Here is a 20,799-nt window from a genome sequence, read left to right as displayed (position 1 = left end):
AAGAACCCATGCGCCCACCGGTGCCCGCCGATCGCCCGGGACAGTTGCTGTCCGCCGAACCGATGACCGCCTACCTGGTGCCCGGCGTGCGAATGCCCGGGCGCGCCTGGCGGATTCGCTATACCTCCACCACCGCTACCGGCGGCCGCACCGAAGTCACGGGCACCGTCCTGGTGCCGCACCGACGCGGCCGGCCGGACAACCCGCTGATCGGATACGCGGTCGGTACCCAAGGACTCGCCGATCGGTGCGCGGCGTCCTGGCAACTCGCGCGCGGCGTGGAGTACGAAGCGCCCTTCCTGGCCATGGCTTTGCGGCGCGGCTGGACGTTGGCCGTCACGGACTATCCGGGCCTCGGCACCCCCGGCGAGCACCCGTACGTCATCGGCCACGCCCTCGGCCCGGCGGTGCTCGACTGCATGCGGGCTGCCCGCGCGCTCCCCGAGGCCGGGCTCGATCCGCAGGGTCCGGCGGCGATCCACGGCTACTCCGAGGGTGGCTGCGCCGCCGGCTGGGCACTGCAACTGCAACCGACGTACGCGCCCGACATCCCTTTGGCCGCAGGCGTTGTCGGCGCCGCGCCCGCCGATCTGGAGGCGATGATCGACCGGCACGAGGGCGGTATGTTCGCCTTCCTGCTCGTGTACGGCCTCCTCGGCCTGCACGCCGCCTATCCGGAACTCGACGCGTTGTCCTATCTCACCGGGTACGGCCGTGCCGCCGCCACGGTGTTGCGCCGCACGCATATCGTGCCCGCCGTCCCGCTCGGCTGGCTCGCGCCCAGCAAACGCATCGACCGCTACGTCACCCGGCGGCCGCAGGATGTCCCCGCGATCCGGGCCCGGCTGCGGGAGAACCGGCTCGGCGACCTCGCCCCCGCCGCCCCGGTCCTCCTCGGCTCGAGCACGTGGGAACAGATCACCCCGCACAGTCAGATGATCCGGTTGGCCGCCGACTGGGCGTCGCTCGGCGTGCCCGTCACCCTGCACACCATGCCCTATCGCGAGCATCTCACCGGCGCACTTTGCCTGGCGCCCAGAGCCTTCCGGTTTCTCGATCACCACCTCGCGCGGCCCGCGAACCCGATCACGCAACGCATCGCCTGAACCCGGCTCGCCGAAGCGGTCGGCCCTGCTTGACACCCGCGGCCACGGTGCACCACCCTCGGGTCAGGCAAATTGAACCCGGTTCGGAACGGCAGGTGCATGGCCACCAAGTGGGGCGACCGCGCGACCCGGCGACGAGACATCCTCGTCGCGGGGCGGCGACTGCTGACCGAAAAGGGTTACGCGGCATTGCAGATGCGCGATGTCGCCCGGGGCGCGGGCATCAGCCCGGGCACGGTCTACACGTACTTCGCCACCAAGGAAGCGCTCTACGCGACCCTGTACGCCGAACGGCTCGAGGAATTCGTCGGCAAGGTCGAGCCGAACTGCGTGGCCGCCGAGGACCTAGAGGAGCTGTTCGTCCTCGTCGCGACCGAGTACCTGGAGATGTACCGGGTGTACGGGCGCGAACTCAATATCTGGGCCGTGCTGGCCGGCGAGGTCGATCTGAGCGACGAGTCCGGCGCGCAGTTGATCACCGCGGCGGCGCGCGCCTACGACCTGATCCTGCACACCGTCGAACGGCTGGACCTCGGAGACGACCCCGGCATGACCGTGACGGTCCTGTGGTCGGTCATCACCGGACTGGCCGACCACTTCACCAGCGTGCGGCGCTACCTGCACCCGCACGACTGGGACGAAACGGTCCGATTCACCGCCCGCAAACTGATCGCCGGGGGCGGGAGTTCGGGTTCGCCGGGACGGGCCGGGCGGGTAACGTCGGACGAATGAGCTCGCATACGGATGCCAGGTTCGCGGCGGATGTCTACGGTGAACGGTTGGAGCGGGCGGTGGCGCTGATGCGCGCCGCTCACCTGGACGCTTTGTTGATCACCCCGGGGCCGGATCTGCGGTACCTGATCGGCTCGGCGGCCGATTCGTTCGAGCGGTTGACCTGCCTGGTCATCCCTGCCGACGGGGCGACGCCGTCGGTCGTGATCCCGAAGATGGAACTGGCCGCGCTGGAAGGTTCCGCGGCGGCCGAGCTCAATCTGCAGGTGCTCGATTGGGTCGACGGCGTCGATCCGTACGGACTGGTGAAGTCCGCGCTGCACGTCGGCTCCCGGGTCGCGGTCGCCGAGGCGATGCCCGCGCTGCATCTCATCCCGCTGGCCCAGTCGTTCACCGGCCTGCCCTCCTCGGCCACGCCGGTGCTGCGGGAGATGCGCATGATCAAGGACGCCGCGGAAATCGAGGCGTTGCGCCGGGCCGGCGCCGCGATCGACCGGGTGCACGCGCGCATGGGCGAGTTCCTCCAGGTCGGCCGCACCGAAGCCGAGGTGGGCGCCGATATCTCGGCCGCCGTCCTCGAGGAGGGCCACACGGCCGCCGCGTTCGTCATCGTCGGCAGCGGACCGCACGGCGCCGACCCGCACCACGGCGTCTCCGAGCGTCGCATCGAAGCGGGCGACGTGGTGGTCATCGATATCGGCGGCCCCGTCGAGCCCGGCTACTACTCCGACTCCACCCGTACTTACGCGATGGGTGCACCCGATCCCGAGATCGCCGCCCGCATCGCCGTGCTCGAACGTGCCCAAGCCGCGTCCGTCGCCGCCGTCCGGCCCGGCGTCACTGCCGCCTCGGTCGACGCCGCGGGCCGAGACCTGTTGGTGGAAGCCGGTTTCGGCCCGAACTTCGTGCACCGCACCGGGCACGGGATCGGGCTCTCGGTGCACGAGGAGCCCTACATCATCGAGGGCAACGACCTCACCCTGCAGACCGGCATGGCCTTCAGCATCGAGCCCGGTATCTACTTCCGCGGCGCGTGGGGCGCTCGCATCGAAGACATCGTCGTGGTCACCGAGGACGGCTGCGAGTCGATGAACCAGCGCCCGCACGGCCTGACCATCCTGTAGCCGACGGCTGCGCACCCGCCTCGTCGGCGGGCGGGTGCACGCCGAAGTTGCTCGGCGGCAAGCACATTCGATGGCCAACGGCCGCTGTCTGCGATAAATCCCGCTGCTACGGTTCCAGGGCCGGGGCGAGCAGGGTGCGGCTGGAGAGGACGCGGCGGACGTCGATGGCGATGACGACGCGGGTGGGGTTCTCGCGGGGGACGCGGTAGCGCCCGGCGTAGCGCCGTTCGGCTTCGGCGACGTCCTCGGGGGCGTCGAGGACCGTCGCCGGGCCCTCCAGCGTGAGCCACCGCCGCCCTTCGACCTGGCTCACGGCCGCGTAACCGCCGCGCCGGACGTTGCGCACCTTGGCCGATCCGCCGTCGGTGATCACCCGGACGAGTCCGGCCTCGGCATCCCAGGTGAAGCCCACCGCGGTGACGTGCGGTGTCCCGTTGGCGCGCACCGTGGTGAGGGTCGCGAGGTGCCGTTCGGTGACGAACTCGAGCGCGGCGGGGGACAGCTCGGTGCTGGGGGTCGGCATCCCATGACGGTAGCGGTCGCGCTCATGTCCCAGGCGCACGGGCGCTGCGAACCGGCTCGATTTCCGCCTGCCGACACCCGGCGGGACGTGCGGACACGCGTCGAGCACGGGACGCGCTGTGCAGTACGCGCCAAACGGCTCGGCGATGTCGGGTCGCGTGCGATGTTGCTGTAAGACTGGGCGCATGGGATCGCGTGGGATTGCGGACGGGACGGTGTTGTTGCTCGGTGGGCGCAGTGAGATCGGACTGGAGGTGGCGCGGCGGCTGGCACCGGGACAGACGGTGATCCTCGCGGCGCGCCGCAGCGGTGAGCTGTCCGAACAGGTCGCCGAGATCATGGCTGCCGGTGCGGAAGTCGTGCACTGCGTGGAATTCGACGCGGACGACACGGCCGCGCACCCCGCGCTTTTCGAGAAGCTGGCGGCCGAGCACGGCCAGATCGGCGTCGCCATCCTCGCGTTCGGCGTGCTCGGCGATCAGGCCAGGGCCGAACAGGATCCGGCGCACGCGCTCGCCGTGGTGCACACCGATTATGTCGCCCAGGTCGGCGCGCTCACCACGCTCGCGAATATGCTGCGCGCACAAGGGGATGGGCAGCTCGTCGTGTTCAGTTCGGTGGCGGGCATGCGGGTCCGCCGGGCCAACTATGTGTACGGTTCGGCGAAGGCGGGGCTGGACGGTTTCGCCAGCGGCCTCTCGGATGCGTTGCACGACACGGGAGTTCACCTGCTCCTGGTGCGCACCGGCTTCGTGATCGGCCGGATGACCGAGGGTATGGAGCCCGCGCCCTTCGCCAGCACGCCGTCCCGGGTGGCCGACGCCGTGGTGAAGGGCCTGCACAAGCGCACCAGGCTGGTCTGGTACCCCCGCATCCTGCAACCGATATTCTTCGCCATGCGCCTGCTGCCCCAATCGATCTGGCGTCGGATGCCCCGGTGAATCGACCGGAGATCGCCGACCGCCACAGGGCTGCGGCCGCTTTCCGGCGCGGCCGCCGCGACGGGTCGAATGCGGTACGACGCTTCGGCTTTCCGAAGGAGTCGTCGCGGGTTCGCATGACGACCCCGCGGATCGGTGCGCCGCCGACAGGAGCAGTGGCGCTGTGCGATGCCGTGCGGCCGGGGGTCTTCGATCCGGTGCCGGGATGGGCACGATGACTCAGGCGTGGGCGGGGCCGCCGGTGGCGGTCGTCGGCATCGGGGCCGACGGATGGGCCGGGTTGACTGCCGCGGCACGGGACGCGGTACTGGGTGCGGCGGTACTCTTCGGGTCGGCGCGGCAGCTTTCGCTTGTGCCGGAAGGGGATTCGCAGCGGGTGGCGTGGCCGTCGCCCTTGGTGCCGGCCTTGCCGGAGTTGTTCGAGCGCCACAACGGGGCGCGGGTGTGCGTGCTCGCCAGCGGGGATCCGATGTTCTACGGGATCGGCGTGACCTTGGCGCGGCTGCTGGGCCCGGCGGCGTTGCGGGTGCTGCCGCAGCCGTCCTCGGCCTCGCTGGCGTGCGCGCGCCTGGGCTGGCCGCTGGCCGAGACGCCCGTGGTGAGCGTGGTCGGGCGGGCGCTGGCGGGCGTACTCCCGGACCTGGTGCACGGCAGGCGCATCCTGGTATTGAGCGCCGACCAGGACACCCCGGCCGCGCTCGCGGAACTCCTGGCCCGCAACGGTTTCGGTGATTCTGGGCTGACCCTGCTCGAACAGCTCGGCGGCCCGGGCGAACGGCTGGTGACGGGGACGGCGAAGCACTGGCCGTACCCGCCGGGCGATCCGCTGAACATCGTGGCGATCGACTGCGTAGCCGATCCGGCCCGGCCGCGGGCGACGCGGGTGCCGGGCCTGCCGGACGAGTTGTTCGGCGGTGACGGTCAGCTCACCAAACATGAGGTGCGCGCCCTCACCCTCGCCGCGCTCGCCCCGGCGCCCGGCGAACTGCTGTGGGATATCGGCGGCGGTTCGGGCAGTATCGCGATCGAATGGTGCCGCACGCACCCCGGCTGTCGCGCAGTCACTTTCGAACGCTCGGCCGGGCGCAGGCAGCAGATCGCCGACAACGCGGCGGCGCTCGGCGTGCCACAGGTGCTGGTGCGCGGTGCCGCCCCCGCGGAGCTGATGCACGAATCCGGCGCGCCCGATGCGGTTTTCCTCGGCGGCGGGCTCACTCAGCCTGGCCTGTTCGAGACATGCTGGGCGCAGCTGCGCCAGGGCGGCCGGCTCGTCGCGAACGCGGTGACGGCCGAATCCGAATCGTTGCTGCTCAGCTGGGCGGCCGCGCACGGCGGTGCGTTGCGTAAGTTCCAGATCTATCGCGCGGAGCCGTTGGGATCGTTCACGACCTGGCGGCCGCAGTTGCCGGTCACGCAATGGTCGGTAGTGAAAGTGCACAATGCGGAGCCGCGCAATGCGGTCCGCGAATAAAAATCGTGCACCTGCGGCGGGTAGGGTCGGTGGCCGAGATCCGATCATGATCGGAAATCCGGTTCCTGATGGGGAGATAGATGAAATATAAAAAGTTCGCCGCAACCGCATTGCTGGCCATCGCCGCCACCGGCGTCAGCGCGGGTACCGTGTACGCCGCACCCTCGCCCGTTCCGCCTGCGACGCAGGAGCAAGCAACCACCACGCCCACCGTCACCGGTACGGACCAGGGCATCGACTATGCGCTGACCTTGGCCGACGCGGGCAAGTCCCTCGTCACCAGCGTCACCGGCGGCGCGTTCACCCTGGCTGCCGACAAGCAGTCGGTCACGCTGCAGAACGCGGCGGGGGAGACCGTCACCAGCATTCCGCTCACCGCGACCGCCAAGGGTCAGCAGGTGGAAATCGCCGCGGCCATCGCCGACGACGCCAAGCAGCTGACGCTCACCCCGAAGGTGCAGCCGTCCGCGAACGCGCCGGTGGCCGCCGAGTTCATCGGCGCGCAGGAGTGGTTCTTCGCGGAGTTGCAGCGGGCTTCGCTGGGTGCGCTGGTAGGCGGCTTGATCGGGGCTGCCATCGGGTTCCTGTTCTTCGCGGTCGGCATCGTGCCCGGCGCCGTGCTCGGCGCGCTCATCGGCCTCGCGGTCGCGGGCGGTCCGTCGCTGCTGAACGCGGGTATCGCCTACTTCAGCGGCCAGCCCTGAAAACCCTGATTCTGGGCGGTACCGGGGAAGCCCGGGAACTCGCCCGCATCGCGACCGGCGAGCCGGGATTCGACATCGTCTCCTCGCTCGCCGGTCGCGTTCGCGACCCGGTGCTGCCGGTCGGCGCGGTGCGCGTCGGCGGCTTCGGCGGGGTCGCGGGTTTGTCGGAATGGTTGGCGGCCAACGGAATCGAGACCGTGGTCGACGCCACCCACCCGTTCGCGGGGGCGATCAGCGCCAATGCGGCCGCCGCCGCGGCATCGCTCGGCCTGCCCCTGGTGCAACTGCGGCGGCCGGGCTGGACCGCCGGGCCCGGCGATCGGTGGATTCGCGTGCCCGATCTGACCGCGGCCGCGAAAACCGTTGCCGAGCAAGGTGAACGCGTTTTCCTGACCATCGGCCGACAGGGTGTCGCCGCGTTCGCCGGCCTGAGCCTGCCATGGTTTCTGATCCGCGCCATCGACCCGCCGACCGATGCGCTACCGCCACGGCACGAATTGTTGCTGGCGCGTGGGCCTTTCACACTTGCTGAGGAATCCCGATTGCTCGCGGACCGGCGCATCGATCTGCTGGTCACCAAGGACAGCGGCGGCGACCGGACCGAGGCCAAGCTGGCCGCGGCCCGGGCGGCGGGGGTGCCGGTGGTCGTGATCGAGCGCCCGCCCCTGCCGGACGGGGCGGTGCCGATGGAAACTGTTGCGCAGGTGTGGGAATGGCTGCGGGCGCGGCGATCAGCGGCCGAGCAGCTCGGGTAGGCGATCGAACCAGTCGAGCACGGCGCGTTCGTAGCCGATGCCGAAATCCAGTGTGGCGCGGGCGTAGGGCGGTAGATCGGTGGGGTCCTCATCCAGATACCTGCTCAGCCGGCCCTGATGGATCTCCCGGTTGGCGGCGATGATGCGATCGAGGTGCGCGCGATCGAGGTGGTCCCCGAAGGAGAGCGTGAGCAAGAGCGGGAAGCGGATGTTCTCGCCGCCCGGATCACGGGCGATCCACTCCAGGAACGCTTCTCGGCCCGCGTCGGTGATCAGATAGGGGGTGCGCTCGCGCGCCCCGGGGATGCCTTTCTCCACCAGTCCCGCCGCGTCCATCGTGGCGAGTTCGCGGTAGACCTGGCTCTGGGTGATCGTCCAGAAGTCACCGATCCGGTCCTGGGCCTTGGCCACCAGATCCCAGCCCGACATCGGGCCCTCGTGCAGAAATCCGAGCAGCGACGCCGCCGTGGAGTTCAACGGCTTGCGGCTGGTCGCGGTGTTCGTCAACCGACTGCTCCCTTCGCTCTCAACATTCCATAGTGGAATGTTATACGAAACGCGTGTCAGGTTCTTCGGCAGTGCACTAGTTGTCGCCGGTCAGCAGCTCGAGCCGGGCCAGCACCTGGGCCATGCCCGCCTCCAAACGGATCTGGCTGCGGCGCAATTCGACGAGATCTTCCTCGATCCGTTCGGCACGCTCGTCGATGCGGTGGATGCCGTCGAGCGCCTTCCTGGTGAGTGCCGCGAGTTCGTTGAGAACGTCCCCCTGTTCGTCGAGTGCCTGTTCGCTCGCGGTGGCTCGGGCCTCCAGGGCTCGGGCGCGCAGCGTCAGCTCCGACAGTGTCGCGGCCAAGATCCCTCCAATCGTCGGTGCGTCAGGAGATCCTACGCGTTCGACGACCGCGCGTCGCCTGCCCCGGCGTACCGGCGCGAGGTGTAGACGCGGACCCCGTGGTCGGTTTCGGTGGCCACGGTGGTCGACGCGCCGATGATCAACAGGGTGCGCATGTCGACGTCGGCCGGGTCGAGCTCGCCGAGTGCGACCACCCGCACCGACTCGGCCGGGCCGCCGACATCGCGGCCGAGCACCACCGGCGTATCCGGCTTGCGATGCTCCAGCAGCAGCTCACGCATGGCGCCGACCTGCCAGGTGCGCTGCGACGAGGCGGGGTTGTAGACGGCGATCGCCATATCGGCGGCGGCCACCGCGGAAAGTCGTTGCGCGACAACCTCCCACGGTTTGAGCCGGTCGGAGAGCGAGATCATCGCGTAGTCGTGGCCGAGCGGTGCGCCGACCCGGCTGGCGACCGCGTTCGCCGCGGTGAGGCCGGGCAGCACACGCACCGGCACGCCGGCCCACTGGGGATCGCCCGCCTCCTCCAGCACGGCCGCCGCCATCGCGAACACCCCCGGATCACCCGACGACACCACCACGACCCGCGCGCCGCGCCGCGCCAGATCCAGTGCCATCGCGGCGCGTTCCGATTCGACCCGGTTGTCGCTGGCGTGCCGTCGCTGTCCCGGGCGGACGGGCACCCGGTTCAGGTAGGTGGTGTAGCCGACGAGATCCGTGGCGTCCGAGAGTGCTTCGAGTACCTCGCTGGTCGTCCACGCCGCCGCCCCGGGGCCGAGGCCGACGACGGTGAGGTGTCCGCCGCCGATGGCACCCGCGGTGCCGATGGCGGGCTCGTCTGCGGCACTCGTTTTGGCGCTCGGCTCGTGCCGGACGACTGTGACATGGTCGCTATCGGCCGCACCCGTGGTGTCGAGGGCAGGTTCCGTCGTGGCACCGGCCAGGGGGTACTGCTCGCGGTCGCTGGATGCTGGGTGGGTGACCCGCGCCGCAAGGACCTTCTGGGCGGTGTCCTGCTCCTCGAGTTGTGCGGCAACAGGTTTGGGCTCTGGCCCGTCGGATGGCGTTGTCGGGGAGCTGTTCTCCATATGGCCCGGGTCGGCGGAGCGATTGCGGCTCGACCCGGAGACCTGTTGCACGGCAGTGGAATTCGCGGACAAGGTGGGGATTGTGGTCGGGCTGGGGCCGGGGACCACGGTGATGGCGAAGTACGGTACGTCCGCGTCGGCTACGTCGGCAGCCCGCAGTACCCGCTGCCGGGTGCTGCTCGCCCGTTCGACGTAGTACGCGTCGTCGAGCCGCCCCGAGTCGGAAAGTGCCTGGCGTACACCGGGATAGGTGCGGCCGAGTTTCATGATGGCGGCGGCCTCGGTATCGCGCAGCCGCCGGGTGAGTTCGTCCACCGGCATGGTGCCGGGCAGCACGGTCAGCACCTGCTCGCCCTCGACCAGCGGGGTGCCGAGCGCGGCCGACGCGGCGCTCACCGAGGTGATGCCCGGAATGATCTCGGTCTCGAAGCGATCGGCCAGCCGCCGGTGCATATGCATGTAGGAGCTGTAGAAGAGCGGGTCGCCCGCGGCGAGCAACGCCACCGACCGGCCCGCCGCCAGATGGGTGGACAGCCGTTGCGCGGCCTGCTCGTAGAACTCGTCGATGGCGCCCTGATAGCCGCCGGGGTGGTCGGTGGTCTCGGTCGTCACCGGGTAGACGAGATGCTCCTCGAGCTGGTCCGCGCGCATGTACGGTGCGGCGATGCCGCGCGAGATGCTGCGCCCGTGCCGCGCGCTGTGGAACGCGATCACGTCGGCGGCGGCGATCACCCGCGCCGCCTTCACCGTGACCAGTTCCGGATCGCCGGGACCGAGCCCGACACCCCACAGTTTGCCGGGTGTGCTCGTCGTATCGGTCATTCCTGTTCGCTCGCAATCGCATTCAACGCCGAAGCGGTGATGGCGCTGCCGCCGCGCCTGCCCCGGACGGTGAGGAACTCGACCTCGCCGAAGGCGGCCAGGGCGTGCTTGGATTCGGCGGCGCCGATGAAGCCGACCGGGATGCCGAGGACGGCGGCGGGCCGCTGCGCACCCGCGTCCAGCATGTCCAGTAGATGGAACAGCGCGGTCGGCGCGTTCCCGATGGCGACCACGGCGCCGTCGAGTCGATCCCGCCACAGCTCCAGGGCGGCCGCGGAACGCGTATTGCCCATGGCGGCAGCGAGTTCCGGCACCCGCGGGTCGGTCAGCGTGCAGATCACTTCGTTGTTCGCGGGCAGTCGCTTGCGCGTGACGCCCGAGGCGACCATGTTCGCGTCGCACAGAATCGGCGCACCGGCCCGCAGCGCCGCACGCGCCGCAGCCACCACGCCCGGCGAAAACGCCACGTCCGCGGCCAGATCCACCTGTCCGCAGCCGTGGATCATCCGCACCACCACCTGCGCCACGTCCGGCGGGAACCCGCTGAGGTCCGCCTCGTCGCGGATCATCGCGAACGAGCGCCGATAGATCTCGGCCCCGTCGGTGAGGTAGCTGGCACGCACTTCGGACATGCGCATCACCCTAGGACGTGCGCGCCCGCCCAGTTCGGCGCGGGTAGCCGGAGCTCAGGTGCGGGGACGTTCGAGGATGCGGGACATGACGATGGAACTGCGGGTCCGCCCGACCCGCGCGTTCTCCCGGATGCGTTCGACGGTGACCTCGATTTCGGCCATGTCCGTGGCCATCACGTGCACCAGCGCGTCGGCCTCGCCCGCGATCGTCCACACGCCGACCACCTGCGGAATCGGTTCCAGACTGCGGCGCAGTTCGGCCGGGGAGATGTTGTCGCGGTAGTAGACCTCGACGTAGGCCTCGGTTTTCCAGCCGAGCGCGGCGGGATTGACCAGCGCAGTGAAGCCGATGATCTGCTTGGTCGCCACCATCTTGTCGACGCGGCGCTTCACCGCGGGCGCGGTCAGCCCCACCGCGCTACCGATCTCCTGGAACGAGGCGCGGGCCTGTCTGAGCAGGTGCTCGAGGATCCGCCGGTCGATGTCGTCCACGTCACAACCCTTTCCTCGCCGCACAATAATTCGATGTTCCAGGGCAGATATGCGCAACGAATCGCTGTTTCTGGCGCAATAGTAGGCGAATTACTGTCGTGTAAGCCGCAAGATCGCGCCGACTTACCGGGAGACACGTTGACTTCTGTAGCCACCCTCCGCGCCGAGTCCACCGCACGTCAGCCGTTGCCGAAACGGTTCGTCATGTGCCGGCCGGACCACTTCGAGGTCACCTACTGCATCAATCCGTGGATGGATCCGGACGCGCCCGTCGACCGTGCGCTCGCCCTGGACCAATGGGAGCGGCTGCGCGCCACCTACCAGGAGCACGGGCACAAGGTCGACGTCGTGCCCGGCGTGCCCGGCCTGCCCGACATGGTCTTCGCCGCCAACGGTGGTCTGGTGATCGGCGACCGCGCGATGTCGGCCAAGTTCACCCACACCGAGCGGGCCGCCGAAGGGCCCGCCTATCACCGCTGGTTCGCCCAGCACGGTCTGGCCGGACTGGTCGACGCCCAAGAGGTCAACGAAGGCGAGGGTGATTTCCTCCTGGTCGGCGAGCGGTTGCTCGCCGGGATGGGCTTCCGTAGCTCGCCGGCGGCGCATCAGGAAGTGGCACAGCACTTTTCCCGCGAGGTGGTCTCGCTCGAACTGGTCGACCCGCGCTTCTACCACCTCGACACCGTGCTGCTGCCGCTCGACGCCACCACCATCGCCTACTTCCCGCCCGCCTTCAGCGCCGCGAGCCAGGCGGTGCTCGCCGAGCTCTTCCCCGACGCCATCGTCGCCATCGACGCCGACGCCGAAGTGCTCGGATTGAACGGCGTCTCCGACGGTTTCAACGTCTTCCTGAGCGACAAGGCCGTCACCCTCGGCGAATCCCTGCGCGAGCGTGGCTTCAACCCGATCGGCATCGACATGTCCGAACTGCTCAAAGCCGGCGGCAGCGTCAAATGCTGCACCCTCGAAATCCACTGACACCACCGGAATAGCACGGCCCGAGGGCTGCGGCCGCCACCGCAGCCCTCGGGCCGTTGCCGTGCCGGGTGCGTGGCGGCGGGCAGTGGAAGTGGCGACGCGCCTGTCTGGGTTGTCGTGGCTTGCGTGGGCCGACTGCGCCGGTGGCGACTGGCGGGGCCGCGGGGCGCGAGTGTGGCTGGAGTCTGCGATGTGTCCGTCACTGGACACGAGTGCTGAACTCGGGGAGGCGCAGCGTCGTTCACAGCGCCTCCCATTGCCACGGCCTCGGCACCTCCCCACGTAGGCACGCTATCCGGTGCTTCGCTTGACGAGCCGCGTTGCCGTTGCCTGCCGACTGGGCTACCGCGAACGCGACCCATCGCAGTTCTTGGATATCGGCGAGGACCCGGAATCCTGGCCACTTCGTGACGTCATCGCCACCGTAAGCCACGACGAACGACCGATAGTCGTCTGGGGGCACCCGGCTGAAATCGGTGTAGTCGACACCTAGTTGGGTGAGATCCCACTGGCGTCGGCCGATCGACACCTTGTCGAGGTCCAGCACTGTCGGGATGCCGGAGGGCGGCACCACAAGGTTGCCTTGCCACGCGTCGCCATGGATAACGCAGGGGGAGAGGGCATTTGGTAGTACCTCGTAGTCGGTGCGTAGTCGTGCGCAGTGCTGGAGCAGCCATGTTCGGTCGTCCTGGACAAGCATTTCTGCGTTGTTGATGCGCTCCTCGAGCCCGGTGAAGGGGTCGTAGTTAGGAAGTTCGAATTCAGTTGGGGGTGGTAGTGCGTGAAGTGCGCGCAGCATTGCGCCCAGCTCGCCTGGCGTGGAGGGGCGATGGTCAGGGATCAAACGCCACCAGGTGACGGGACGATCGGCAACGACGATTGGGTGCGGCAGCGAGGGGACGGACTCGACTGTCGGTATACCGGAATTGTTTAGCCACTGGGAGATTCGGAGTTCGCGCACGGCGTCATCGATGCTGCCCGGTTGGCCTATCCTGGCGACGATGTCGTCGGCTAACCGGTAAATGGCGTGTGAGCCGTCACGAATCACTTCGGCCCCACACAACTCGACACCACTGACTTCCGCGGCCTTGGCCAGCACCTCATCGGCCGGAGTGCACGAGTGGGGTGAACTCATTGGACCGACCCGGTGGGAGCGGCGCTGGCGATCGCGTGCCGCAGTTCCGCGACTTCGGTCATACGGCGCTGAGGCGCGGCGGCGGCCGCCAGGGTGCGGAGTTCGTTCTGAATGCGCTGAGATCGAAAGGCAGTGGCTTGCCGGGTAGCTTGCAGGCCGATTGCGGCTGCTTCTCTCGGGTCGTCGAGCTGCATCGTCAAGATGGCCAACCGAGTAAGCGAGAAGGTCCGCGAGCGCGGGTATTGTGTTCCTTGCAAGGCTACGGCTTCACGAATCCTTGGTGCTGCCAAGTCGATACGTTGCCGCGCCTTGGCGACAGGTATCAACGCTTTGCCCGTGCTGCCGAGATGTTCGGCGATGTCGTAGTAGCACAGCCAGGGTGCGTCGGTTGCGGGCATGCGGTCGGCGAAATGGTCGTCAGACCTGCCGATTTCGGTGAGGGCCTCTTGAATCCGTCCTGTTGTGGCGAGGAATTGAGCGCGTAATGCGCTGAGCATCGCGCGGGCAGTCGCAGACAATCGGTCGGATCTGACCTGAGCTAGCTCGATCAACGACAGCGCACCATCGCTGTTACCGACGTAGGCCGTTTTCCTGGCCATATCCGCGAGTGTGCTGGCGCGCAGCTCCCAGGACCCGGCGTTGTCGGCGCACCACAGCGCCAGCCGGAATCGGCGTTCGGCCGCCGAGTAGTCGCCGATGTCGAAGGCGGCATATCCGGCGACGCTGCTGAGGTTCCCGATTGCCTCGAGAAGCGCACGCCGGGTGGTCGGTGCGGAGTGGCCATCGAGCAGTCGAACGAAGTGAGTGAGTTGAGGGCCTGCGATCAGGCTGGCCGAGCCGCCGCCGTGCAGGTTCTCGGCCGAGGCGGCCTCCTTCGTGGCAGTCCGCACCTGGTCGACATCGGTCCAGCCGACGCGGCTGACCGGCTTTCTGTCCGTTGCGCTCAGCCCGAGATAGGCGGTCGGGACGATGCCTGGATCGAACGGGCTGAACAGATTCACCGACAGCGTACTGTCTGGGCATTGAGCGTCTTGTCGTCGCTGACGGGTCGGAATGAAGCCGAGTTCGCTATCGGTTGCGCGCAGGACTGCGCGGAACGCTTCGCGGTACCGCTCGTTCGGCCACCGCACAGCGCCGCGCTCGTAGCGGGCAACAGTGCGGGCGTCGAGGTCGCAGCGCTGCTTGTGTGTGTACCACAGGTAGGTGTTGACGGCTTCGGCAAGCTCGGCGCGGCCCATCGCGCGCCCTGGCTCAATCCATGATGGTGTTGCCTCGCGCCGCTGCTGGAGATGCACGTTTGGTGGCATTTGCCCCCTTGCCGGTTACCGGTCGGCTCAGTGTATCCAGCCGCGCTGAACGGACACGGTCGGACCGCCCTCTGCCCCGTAACTTGCCCTCTTCTTTCGTCTCGTCGGCGTCAATTCTGGAAATCGACCATTACGGGCACCGCCTCACCATCTGGGGGATTCAATGAGATCGTGCGAATCGATCCGAGGCACAACGGGCACTGGGCCAGTGCTCGGCGTCACGAGATCTGAAATCGAACCGTCCTGGCGCACAACCGGGCTCGCCGCGGAGTGCGGAGAAGTGCTACGAGCCGGCGTCATCGGCCTCGGGCACCAGGCGGTGGAGGACCATCTGCCGGGGGTGCTCGCATCGAACTCTGCTGAGCTTGCTGCGGTCTGTGATGAGAATGCGGCGGTCGTGGCCAAACAGGCACAGCAGTATCAGGTGTCTGGCTACACCGACTTCCGGGAGATGCTCGCCGCCGAGCAACTCGACTTCGTCATCGTCTGCGTGCCGCACGATGTCGGGCGAAAGGTGATCGAAGCGGCGGCGGAACATCGAGTGCACGTGCTGAAAGAGAAGCCATTCGCCACCAGCTTGGTCGAGGCCCTCGAGCTGACCAGACTATGTCAACAGGCCGGCATCCAGCTGATGGTCACTCTCCAGCGTCGCTTCAACCCGATCTACAAGAGCTTCACCCAACTCGCCGATCAGATCGGAACACAGTTCCTGGTGGACGCCCGCTACACAGTCCATGTGGAAGACCCATCCGACGGATGGCGTGGCGTCACGGCCAAGGCCGGAGGCGGCTGTGTCATCGACATGGGCTACCACCTGATCGACCTGATTCTGTGGTACTTCGGCCTGCCGGACAGCATCACGGCCGATCTATCCGTCCGCGCCCGGCCCGACCGCCACTATGACGCTGAAGACACTGCACTCGTGCATTTCTCGTACGAGAGCGGTCTGTACGGCTCGCTGCTGCTGTCGCGCTTCGTCGGTCCAAAAGCCGAGGAGATCCGGTTGGTTGGCTCGCAGGGCATCGTGCATTTGGAGCGTGGCTGCATCCGGCGGCTGACCAACGGCGGTGAAGTAATCGAATCACTGCGACGCGAGCAAGCCTGGCCTACCGCTGCGGCCTGCCAAATCGACTACTTCCATCACGTAATCGAAGGCACTCGACCGAATCTCAGTGGGCCGGAAGACAACCTGGCGCACATGGCCTTCGTTGCCGCCTGCTACGAGGCTGCTCGTACCCGTACCTCCGTCAACCCTCAGGAGTTGTTGTGACCTCTCAACTGGCTCTTCTCGGCGGCAATCCAGTCATCGACACTGCAGTACAGCATTTTTCGTGGCCACCGGTTACTGATGCCACCGTACGCGCGGTGCTCGATCAATTGCATGATGGCATCTCCATCTACAACCGTTCCGGCGTGGTCGCCGAGTTGGAGGATGCCTTACAGAACTACTTCGGCGTTCGGCATGCAATTCTCGCCAGCTCGGGTACCGCAGCGCTGTACTCGATGTATGCCGCGTGCGGGATCGGGCTAGATGATGAAGTCATCGTGCCTGCGTATACCTTCTTCGCCACTGCAACCCCGCTGCTGCATCTCGGTGCGACGCCGGTGTTGGCCGACTGCGATGCCAGCGGCAATCTCGATCCGCACGAGGTGCCGCGGCGGATCACCGACCGCACCAAAGCCATTACGGTGAACCACATGTGGGGAATGCCTGCCCAAATCGAGGCCCTGAAAGGGCTCGCCGAAATGTATGGGCTGCACCTGCTCGAAGACGCCGCTCATGCGCATGGGGCAAGTGTCGGCGGCAAGAAGGTCGGCACCTTCGGGCACGCAGCGGCGTTCAGCATGAATGGACCGAAGCCGCTGTCCGCTGGTGAAGGTGGATTCGTGCTGACCGATGATGACGACGTCTACCATCGAGTGCTGCTGCACGGGCAATACAACAAGCGCTGCCGCAGCGAGATCCCCTCCGACAGGGAGCTTCACCGCTTCGCAGTCACCGGCATGGGCCTCAAACATCGCATCCATCCGCTGGCCGCTGCAATTGCACTGGAACAACTTTCGCATCTCGACGACTATCTCGATGGCCGTCAGCGGATAGCTGACTACATCGCCGAAGGGCTCGATGAATTGCCCGGCTTGACGATGCCGCGGGACGAACCAGATGTTCGATCGTCCTGGTACGGACTCGCTTTGCAGTACGACGCCGACTCCTTCGACGAGGTGCCCGTGGAACGCTTCCATTCGGCGCTGCTGGCCGAAGGCTGCGCCGAGATCGATCGTCCTGGCTCGACCTGTCCACTGAATCTGCTGCCGCTGTTCCAGGAGCCGGGGCCGCTGTTTCCGGCACTTAGCGGCAAACTGGCCTACGCGCCCGGCGACTATCCGCGCGCTGAGCAGATCCACAACACCACGCTGAAACTGCCGGTCTGGCATAGCGAAGAAGACTTGCCGCTGGTCGACAGCTACATCGAAGCCATCCGCAAAGTCACCGAACACCACACCGAGTTGAAGGGATGAAGTTTGATGATCGAGTCCACACTGCTGGAGACGCTGACCAGCGAAGCCGAGCGCGACAAGGTGCAACAACTTGTCGTCGGCGCGGTCGTCGCACACGACGGCAAGATCCTGCTGCTGCAACGACCAGCCAACGACTTCATGGGCGGAATTTGGGAATTGCCCAGCGGCAAGGTCGATCCAGGTGAAGCCCTCGACGACGCCCTGATCAGGGAGGTCAAAGAGGAAACCGGCCTCGACATCACCAATATCCGAAAGTACCTGGGCACGTTCGACTATCAGTCCGGAAGCGGCAAGAAAAGCCGGCAATTCAACTTCACCGTCGACGTGATCGATCCCGAACCGGTCGAGTTGACCGAACACGACGCCTACACCTGGACGAGCCTGGCCGACGAGCCTCCAGTCACCGATGCAGTGAAAGAAGTGCTGCACAGGCATCGGACTGTTTGACGCACCGCAGGAGTAGCTGCCGGTGGCCCGCTTCGCTGTCAGCATCAACGCGGTCGAAATCTTCGTATATAACCAGGTTGTCGGGGTGGCGCGCGGCGATAGGCCGGAGGCTGGATAGGGTGCTGAGCACCGTGCTCTCGGCAAGTGCCAGCTCCTGTATCGGCTCGGCGAAGGAGGACTGAACGGTGGCAACGATGCTCTACGCGTCGCGACCGAAAATGCCGGGGCGCTTCGAGAGCGGTGGTTCAGTCGATGCGGTAGCCGGATTCCGTGGCGATGATGTCGGTGACTTCGCCGCGGGGACGGCCGCAGCGGCGTTCGCAGCCGGACCAGTGTTGGCGGCCTGCGACGGTCACGTCGGCGGCGTTCAGCGAGAGGGGTTGGTGCGCGGGAGAATCGGTTGCGGTGCCGGGCGCGGGAGCATCGGCGTGGGCAGGCGGATCGGCGTGCGCGGGCACCGCGGCGGCAGACGCGTCGGCGGCGGGCGGATCGGCGGCGGGCGAATCGGCCTGGACCGCTGGGTCGCTCGCAGGCGCTAGTACTCGGCCGGACTCGATCGCGTCGGTGACGTCGGCGCGGACGTCGGTCAGTGCTTTGGCGCAACCGGGGCGGCCGGCGCAGGCGCTGACCTGTAGCCAGGGGGAGTTGGCGTCGAAGATGAGGCCCATGGGGGCGAGTACTCGGACGACCTGTTCGGCCGCCCATTCGTCGAGGTCGGCGATGACGAGGCTGCGCCACGGGGTGAGGAAGACGGGACGTTCTATCGCGGCGATGAATTCGGCGGTGCGGGCGGGCAGCGAACCCAGCCGCACTCCGGCGCCGAGGCTGACCGATCCGTTGTCCTGATCCAGCCAGCCGATCGGAATATCTTGGGCGGCACCGAATTCCAGGCGCTCGGCGCTGCGGTCGAGGCCGAGGTGCTCGGCCACCCGCTCGGCGCCGTCGGCGATGTCGTGCAGCCGCCACTGCCCGGCCTCGTCGCCGCGCAGGTCCAGGAAGGCGTGTGCCGCGGCGAGTACGACGTCCACCGCGTCGGCCGCGGAGATCCGGATGCCGGCGTCCGCGCCGGCCAGCACCAGCGCGAATTCGTCTGTGCCCGTGGCATGTACGCCGATGTCGCCGCTCAACGCGCTGACGTCGCCGCGCCCGTCGTCGAGCGTGAACAGCACTCGCCCGGGCAGATCGGCGAGCCGGGGTGCCGCGAGCAGCCCCGCGTCGAGCACCGGCACGAACCGGTGCACGTCGGAGGTTCCGCCGATGCGACCCGACAGCGGGGAGGCGACGATATTGCGCACCCTCTCGTGCGTCCGGCTCGGCAACAGCCCGGCCGCGTCGAGCCGTTCGGTCAGCGCCGCCGCGTCCCGGACCTGCCGCAACTGCAGATTCCCGCGCGAGGTGAGTTCGAGATTCCCGTCCGCGAGGTCGCGTGCCGCTTCCGCCAGCACTTGCAATTGCGCCGGTTCGATCCGCCCGCCGGGCACCCGGATGCGGGCCAGCGGCCCGTCCGCCGCCTCGTGCAGCCGCAGCACCCCAGGGCAGGAATCCGGAACCCGTCGCGTCATAGTCTCCCCAGCCTACGAAACCGCCCGGCACAGCGCGGCGGCACCGGCCGGCGCGTACGCCGCCCGGTGCCGCCGTGGCACTATTTCAACGCCACCCGGACCCCGCCGGAGAACATCGAATCGTGGAACTCGATCGCCGCCGGAGCGGTGCCTTTCGGCACATCGAACACGATCGTGACCGCCACCTTGTTGCCGGGATTGATCTCACCGATGAGCTGTGGATTCACCGCCAGTTCCGCAGCGGTGTCGTTGGTGAACGAGCGTCCCTGGTCGTCGATCAGTTTCTGGTTGTCGGCGAAGTAGGTCTGTGGTTCGCTGCCGATATTGCTGACGTCGACACGCACCAGGATGAATTCACCCTGCGCGTCCTCTTTCAGGAATTCGTTGTCACCGACGGTGGTGACCGGCGGATCGACCCCCGTGACCAAGAACGCGAACTTGCCGTCCCGAACTTCGGTGCCTGCCGGTTCGGTGGTGGTGCGCTTGTCGTCGACCTTCGATACTTCGTTGGAAACCAGTGCGATACAGCCCACGAAAAGCGCTGCGATCAGCACGAATACACCGAGCAATACCCACGGCCAGATGCGTCGCCGCCGCGGCGGCGCATAGCCCGGCTGTCCGTACGGCGGCGGTGTAGCCGGCCCTTGCCACGGCTGGGGTGTTTGTGGAGCAGTCAAAGCGGGTCCTTCCGAAATTGCCGCAGAGATGTCCCCCTGCGACAGCTGAATCTGGCTACGGTCGACGCGTAGCTGATTCATAGCGGTTGCACATTGCTGTGTTACAGCTCACAAATCCTCCGATTCGAAATCGGGTGCTGGCGGGCGCGGCTTCGGATTGGTTCGATCGGCGCAGTGGGCGGGGCGGTGGTTAGGTGGGGGTATGTCTGAGAGTGCGACGGTGGCCGATCGGGCCGCGATCATCGATGTGGTGACGCGGATGTTCGTTTTCACGGATCAGGGGAAATGGTCGGAGCTGGTGGACCGGGTGTTCACGGCGAAGGTGGATTTCGACGGGGGATTCGGCGGCGGGGTCGCGGAGCGGGCGGCGGTCGAGATCGTCGAAGACTGGCGGGTGGGTCTCGGCGAATTGGACGCGGTGCACCATCAGTCGGGAAATCATCTGGTCGATGTGCGCGGCGACGTCGCGGACGTGCACGCGGACGCGATCGCGGTGCACGTGAAAGAGTCGGCGACACAAGGCAAGACACGCACCTTTGTCGGCAGCTACGACATCGGGACGGTGCGCACACCGGACGGCTGGCGGGTCAGCCGCTTTCATTACCGCCTCAAGGTGATCGACGGCAACGCCGACCTCGCTTAGGCCCTGCCTCGAAGTCCCATCCGGTGCCGCCACGGTCCAGCTCGGCGCCTGGCCGCGTCGCCGAGACAACCCGGTATCGGCTCCTCCTCCGCCTTGCGAGGCGACGAGCTGACCGCGGAGGCATCCGGCCGGACTGCGCGACGAGGCCAGTGACGGGAAACGCGCAGACCCCGCACGTTTCGCAGCCCCGCCGATCCCGGCGAACACGGCCAACCTCGGTGCGTTGCGCCGCGACGCGCGGGGTAGCATCCCAAGGCTCGGCGGGTGACGAGGAAACCGGTGCAAATC

22 protein-coding genes are annotated in these 20,799 nt (G+C 67.6%); 12 read left to right on the top strand and 10 right to left on the bottom strand.

Annotated elements, in window-relative coordinates; genetic code table 11:
- The first annotated feature begins 8 nt into the window (after nucleotides 1–8).
- The 3 genes from O3I_RS26865 to O3I_RS26855 all read left to right on the top strand — a co-directional run bounded on the left by O3I_RS26865 (nucleotide 9) and on the right by O3I_RS26855 (nucleotide 2,962).
- On the top strand, nucleotides 9–1,106 hold the full coding sequence (locus tag O3I_RS26865; protein WP_014986149.1) for a lipase family protein: 1,098 nt from the start codon (nucleotides 9–11) through the stop codon (nucleotides 1,104–1,106).
- 99 nt (nucleotides 1,107–1,205) lie between these two features.
- Nucleotides 1,206–1,838, top strand: coding sequence for a TetR/AcrR family transcriptional regulator (locus O3I_RS26860; protein ID WP_014986148.1), 633 nt, complete (start codon nucleotides 1,206–1,208; stop codon nucleotides 1,836–1,838).
- On the top strand, nucleotides 1,835–2,962 hold the full coding sequence (locus tag O3I_RS26855; RefSeq protein WP_014986147.1) for a M24 family metallopeptidase: 1,128 nt from the start codon (nucleotides 1,835–1,837) through the stop codon (nucleotides 2,960–2,962). Before O3I_RS26860 ends, O3I_RS26855 begins: the two co-directional genes overlap by 4 nt.
- 106 nt (nucleotides 2,963–3,068) lie before the next feature.
- On the opposite strand, the gene O3I_RS26850 is transcribed toward O3I_RS26855, so the two are convergent.
- Complete coding sequence (locus O3I_RS26850) at nucleotides 3,069–3,485, bottom strand: pyridoxamine 5'-phosphate oxidase family protein (RefSeq protein ID WP_014986146.1); 417 nt, start codon at nucleotides 3,483–3,485, stop codon at nucleotides 3,069–3,071.
- Between the two features lie 184 nt (nucleotides 3,486–3,669).
- On the opposite strand from O3I_RS26850, the gene O3I_RS26845 reads away from it, so the two are divergent.
- From O3I_RS26845 to O3I_RS26825, 4 genes are all read left to right on the top strand, one after another.
- Entirely contained in the window at nucleotides 3,670–4,425 is a 756-nt protein-coding gene (locus tag O3I_RS26845; protein WP_041562897.1) for an SDR family NAD(P)-dependent oxidoreductase, read from the top strand.
- Nucleotides 4,426–4,630: 205 nt separating this feature from the next.
- Nucleotides 4,631–5,896 carry a bifunctional cobalt-precorrin-7 (C(5))-methyltransferase/cobalt-precorrin-6B (C(15))-methyltransferase gene (locus O3I_RS26835; RefSeq protein ID WP_014986144.1) on the top strand — a complete coding sequence of 422 codons (1,266 nt, stop codon included), beginning with the start codon at nucleotides 4,631–4,633 and terminating at the stop codon, nucleotides 5,894–5,896.
- Nucleotides 5,897–5,976: 80 nt separating this feature from the next.
- On the top strand, nucleotides 5,977–6,600 hold the full coding sequence (locus tag O3I_RS26830; protein ID WP_014986143.1) for a hypothetical protein: 624 nt from the start codon (nucleotides 5,977–5,979) through the stop codon (nucleotides 6,598–6,600).
- Entirely contained in the window at nucleotides 6,597–7,355 is a 759-nt protein-coding gene (locus tag O3I_RS26825) for a cobalt-precorrin-6A reductase (RefSeq protein ID WP_041564417.1), read from the top strand. Before O3I_RS26830 ends, O3I_RS26825 begins: the two co-directional genes overlap by 4 nt.
- On the opposite strand, the gene O3I_RS26820 is transcribed toward O3I_RS26825, so the two are convergent.
- The 5 genes from O3I_RS26820 to O3I_RS26800 form a co-directional block, all read right to left on the bottom strand.
- Complete coding sequence (locus O3I_RS26820) at nucleotides 7,332–7,862, bottom strand: PadR family transcriptional regulator (protein WP_014986141.1); 531 nt, start codon at nucleotides 7,860–7,862, stop codon at nucleotides 7,332–7,334. The genes O3I_RS26825 and O3I_RS26820 overlap by 24 nt on opposite strands.
- Nucleotides 7,863–7,938: 76 nt before the next feature.
- Nucleotides 7,939–8,208 carry a hypothetical protein gene (locus O3I_RS26815; protein WP_014986140.1) on the bottom strand — a complete coding sequence of 90 codons (270 nt, stop codon included), beginning with the start codon at nucleotides 8,206–8,208 and terminating at the stop codon, nucleotides 7,939–7,941.
- A 32-nt stretch (nucleotides 8,209–8,240) separates the two neighbouring features.
- On the bottom strand, nucleotides 8,241–10,118 hold the full coding sequence (locus O3I_RS26810; RefSeq protein WP_014986139.1) for a precorrin-2 C(20)-methyltransferase: 1,878 nt from the start codon (nucleotides 10,116–10,118) through the stop codon (nucleotides 8,241–8,243).
- Nucleotides 10,115–10,750 (bottom strand): precorrin-8X methylmutase, encoded by a 636-nt coding sequence (locus O3I_RS26805; RefSeq protein WP_014986138.1) that lies wholly within the window; start codon nucleotides 10,748–10,750, stop codon nucleotides 10,115–10,117. Before O3I_RS26805 ends, O3I_RS26810 begins: the two co-directional genes overlap by 4 nt.
- 54 nt (nucleotides 10,751–10,804) lie before the next feature.
- The gene (locus tag O3I_RS26800) at nucleotides 10,805–11,242 is read right to left on the bottom strand and encodes an Lrp/AsnC family transcriptional regulator (protein WP_014986137.1); all 438 of its coding nucleotides are present in this window, start codon (nucleotides 11,240–11,242) and stop codon (nucleotides 10,805–10,807) included.
- A gap of 138 nt (nucleotides 11,243–11,380) precedes the next feature.
- Here O3I_RS26800 and ddaH point away from each other — a divergent pair, with 138 nt between their 5' ends.
- Nucleotides 11,381–12,220 carry a dimethylargininase gene (gene ddaH / locus O3I_RS26795; RefSeq protein WP_237748136.1) on the top strand — a complete coding sequence of 280 codons (840 nt, stop codon included), beginning with the start codon at nucleotides 11,381–11,383 and terminating at the stop codon, nucleotides 12,218–12,220.
- Between the two features lie 241 nt (nucleotides 12,221–12,461).
- Here ddaH and O3I_RS26790 read toward each other — a convergent pair whose 3' ends face one another.
- Entirely contained in the window at nucleotides 12,462–13,355 is an 894-nt protein-coding gene (locus O3I_RS26790) for a phosphotransferase enzyme family protein (RefSeq protein ID WP_063632280.1), read from the bottom strand.
- Nucleotides 13,352–14,662, bottom strand: coding sequence for an XRE family transcriptional regulator (locus tag O3I_RS26785; RefSeq protein ID WP_141692000.1), 1,311 nt, complete (start codon nucleotides 14,660–14,662; stop codon nucleotides 13,352–13,354). Before O3I_RS26785 ends, O3I_RS26790 begins: the two co-directional genes overlap by 4 nt.
- Before the next feature lie 208 nt (nucleotides 14,663–14,870).
- Between O3I_RS26785 and O3I_RS26780 the strand changes: the two genes are divergently transcribed.
- The 3 genes from O3I_RS26780 to O3I_RS26770 are packed head-to-tail and all read left to right on the top strand — an operon-like array spanning nucleotide 14,871 to nucleotide 17,629.
- Entirely contained in the window at nucleotides 14,871–15,932 is a 1,062-nt protein-coding gene (locus O3I_RS26780) for a Gfo/Idh/MocA family protein (protein WP_202804882.1), read from the top strand.
- Nucleotides 15,929–17,182 (top strand): DegT/DnrJ/EryC1/StrS family aminotransferase, encoded by a 1,254-nt coding sequence (locus O3I_RS26775; protein WP_041562895.1) that lies wholly within the window; start codon nucleotides 15,929–15,931, stop codon nucleotides 17,180–17,182. The genes O3I_RS26780 and O3I_RS26775 overlap by 4 nt, the downstream gene beginning before the upstream one ends.
- A 6-nt stretch (nucleotides 17,183–17,188) precedes the next feature.
- Nucleotides 17,189–17,629: an NUDIX hydrolase gene (locus tag O3I_RS26770; RefSeq protein ID WP_014986131.1), complete on the top strand. Its 441-nt coding sequence runs from the start codon at nucleotides 17,189–17,191 to the stop codon at nucleotides 17,627–17,629.
- 245 nt (nucleotides 17,630–17,874) lie between these two features.
- Here the strand turns inward: O3I_RS26770 and O3I_RS26765 are convergent, their stop codons facing one another.
- Nucleotides 17,875–19,191 carry a nitrite/sulfite reductase gene (locus O3I_RS26765; protein ID WP_041562894.1) on the bottom strand — a complete coding sequence of 439 codons (1,317 nt, stop codon included), beginning with the start codon at nucleotides 19,189–19,191 and terminating at the stop codon, nucleotides 17,875–17,877.
- 80 nt (nucleotides 19,192–19,271) lie between these two features.
- Entirely contained in the window at nucleotides 19,272–19,868 is a 597-nt protein-coding gene (locus O3I_RS26760) for a DUF4352 domain-containing protein (protein WP_063632279.1), read from the bottom strand.
- Between the two features lie 202 nt (nucleotides 19,869–20,070).
- On the opposite strand from O3I_RS26760, the gene O3I_RS26755 reads away from it, so the two are divergent.
- Complete coding sequence (locus tag O3I_RS26755) at nucleotides 20,071–20,511, top strand: nuclear transport factor 2 family protein (protein WP_014986128.1); 441 nt, start codon at nucleotides 20,071–20,073, stop codon at nucleotides 20,509–20,511.
- Nucleotides 20,512–20,799: the final 288 nt, after the last annotated feature.

It is taken from the genome of Nocardia brasiliensis ATCC 700358 (assembly GCF_000250675.2).
In the GTDB taxonomy this organism is placed as follows: Bacteria; Actinomycetota; Actinomycetes; order Mycobacteriales; family Mycobacteriaceae; genus Nocardia; species Nocardia brasiliensis_B.
Note: the sequence above shows the minus strand (reverse complement) of the source record. Positions and strands in the feature narration are given on the sequence as shown.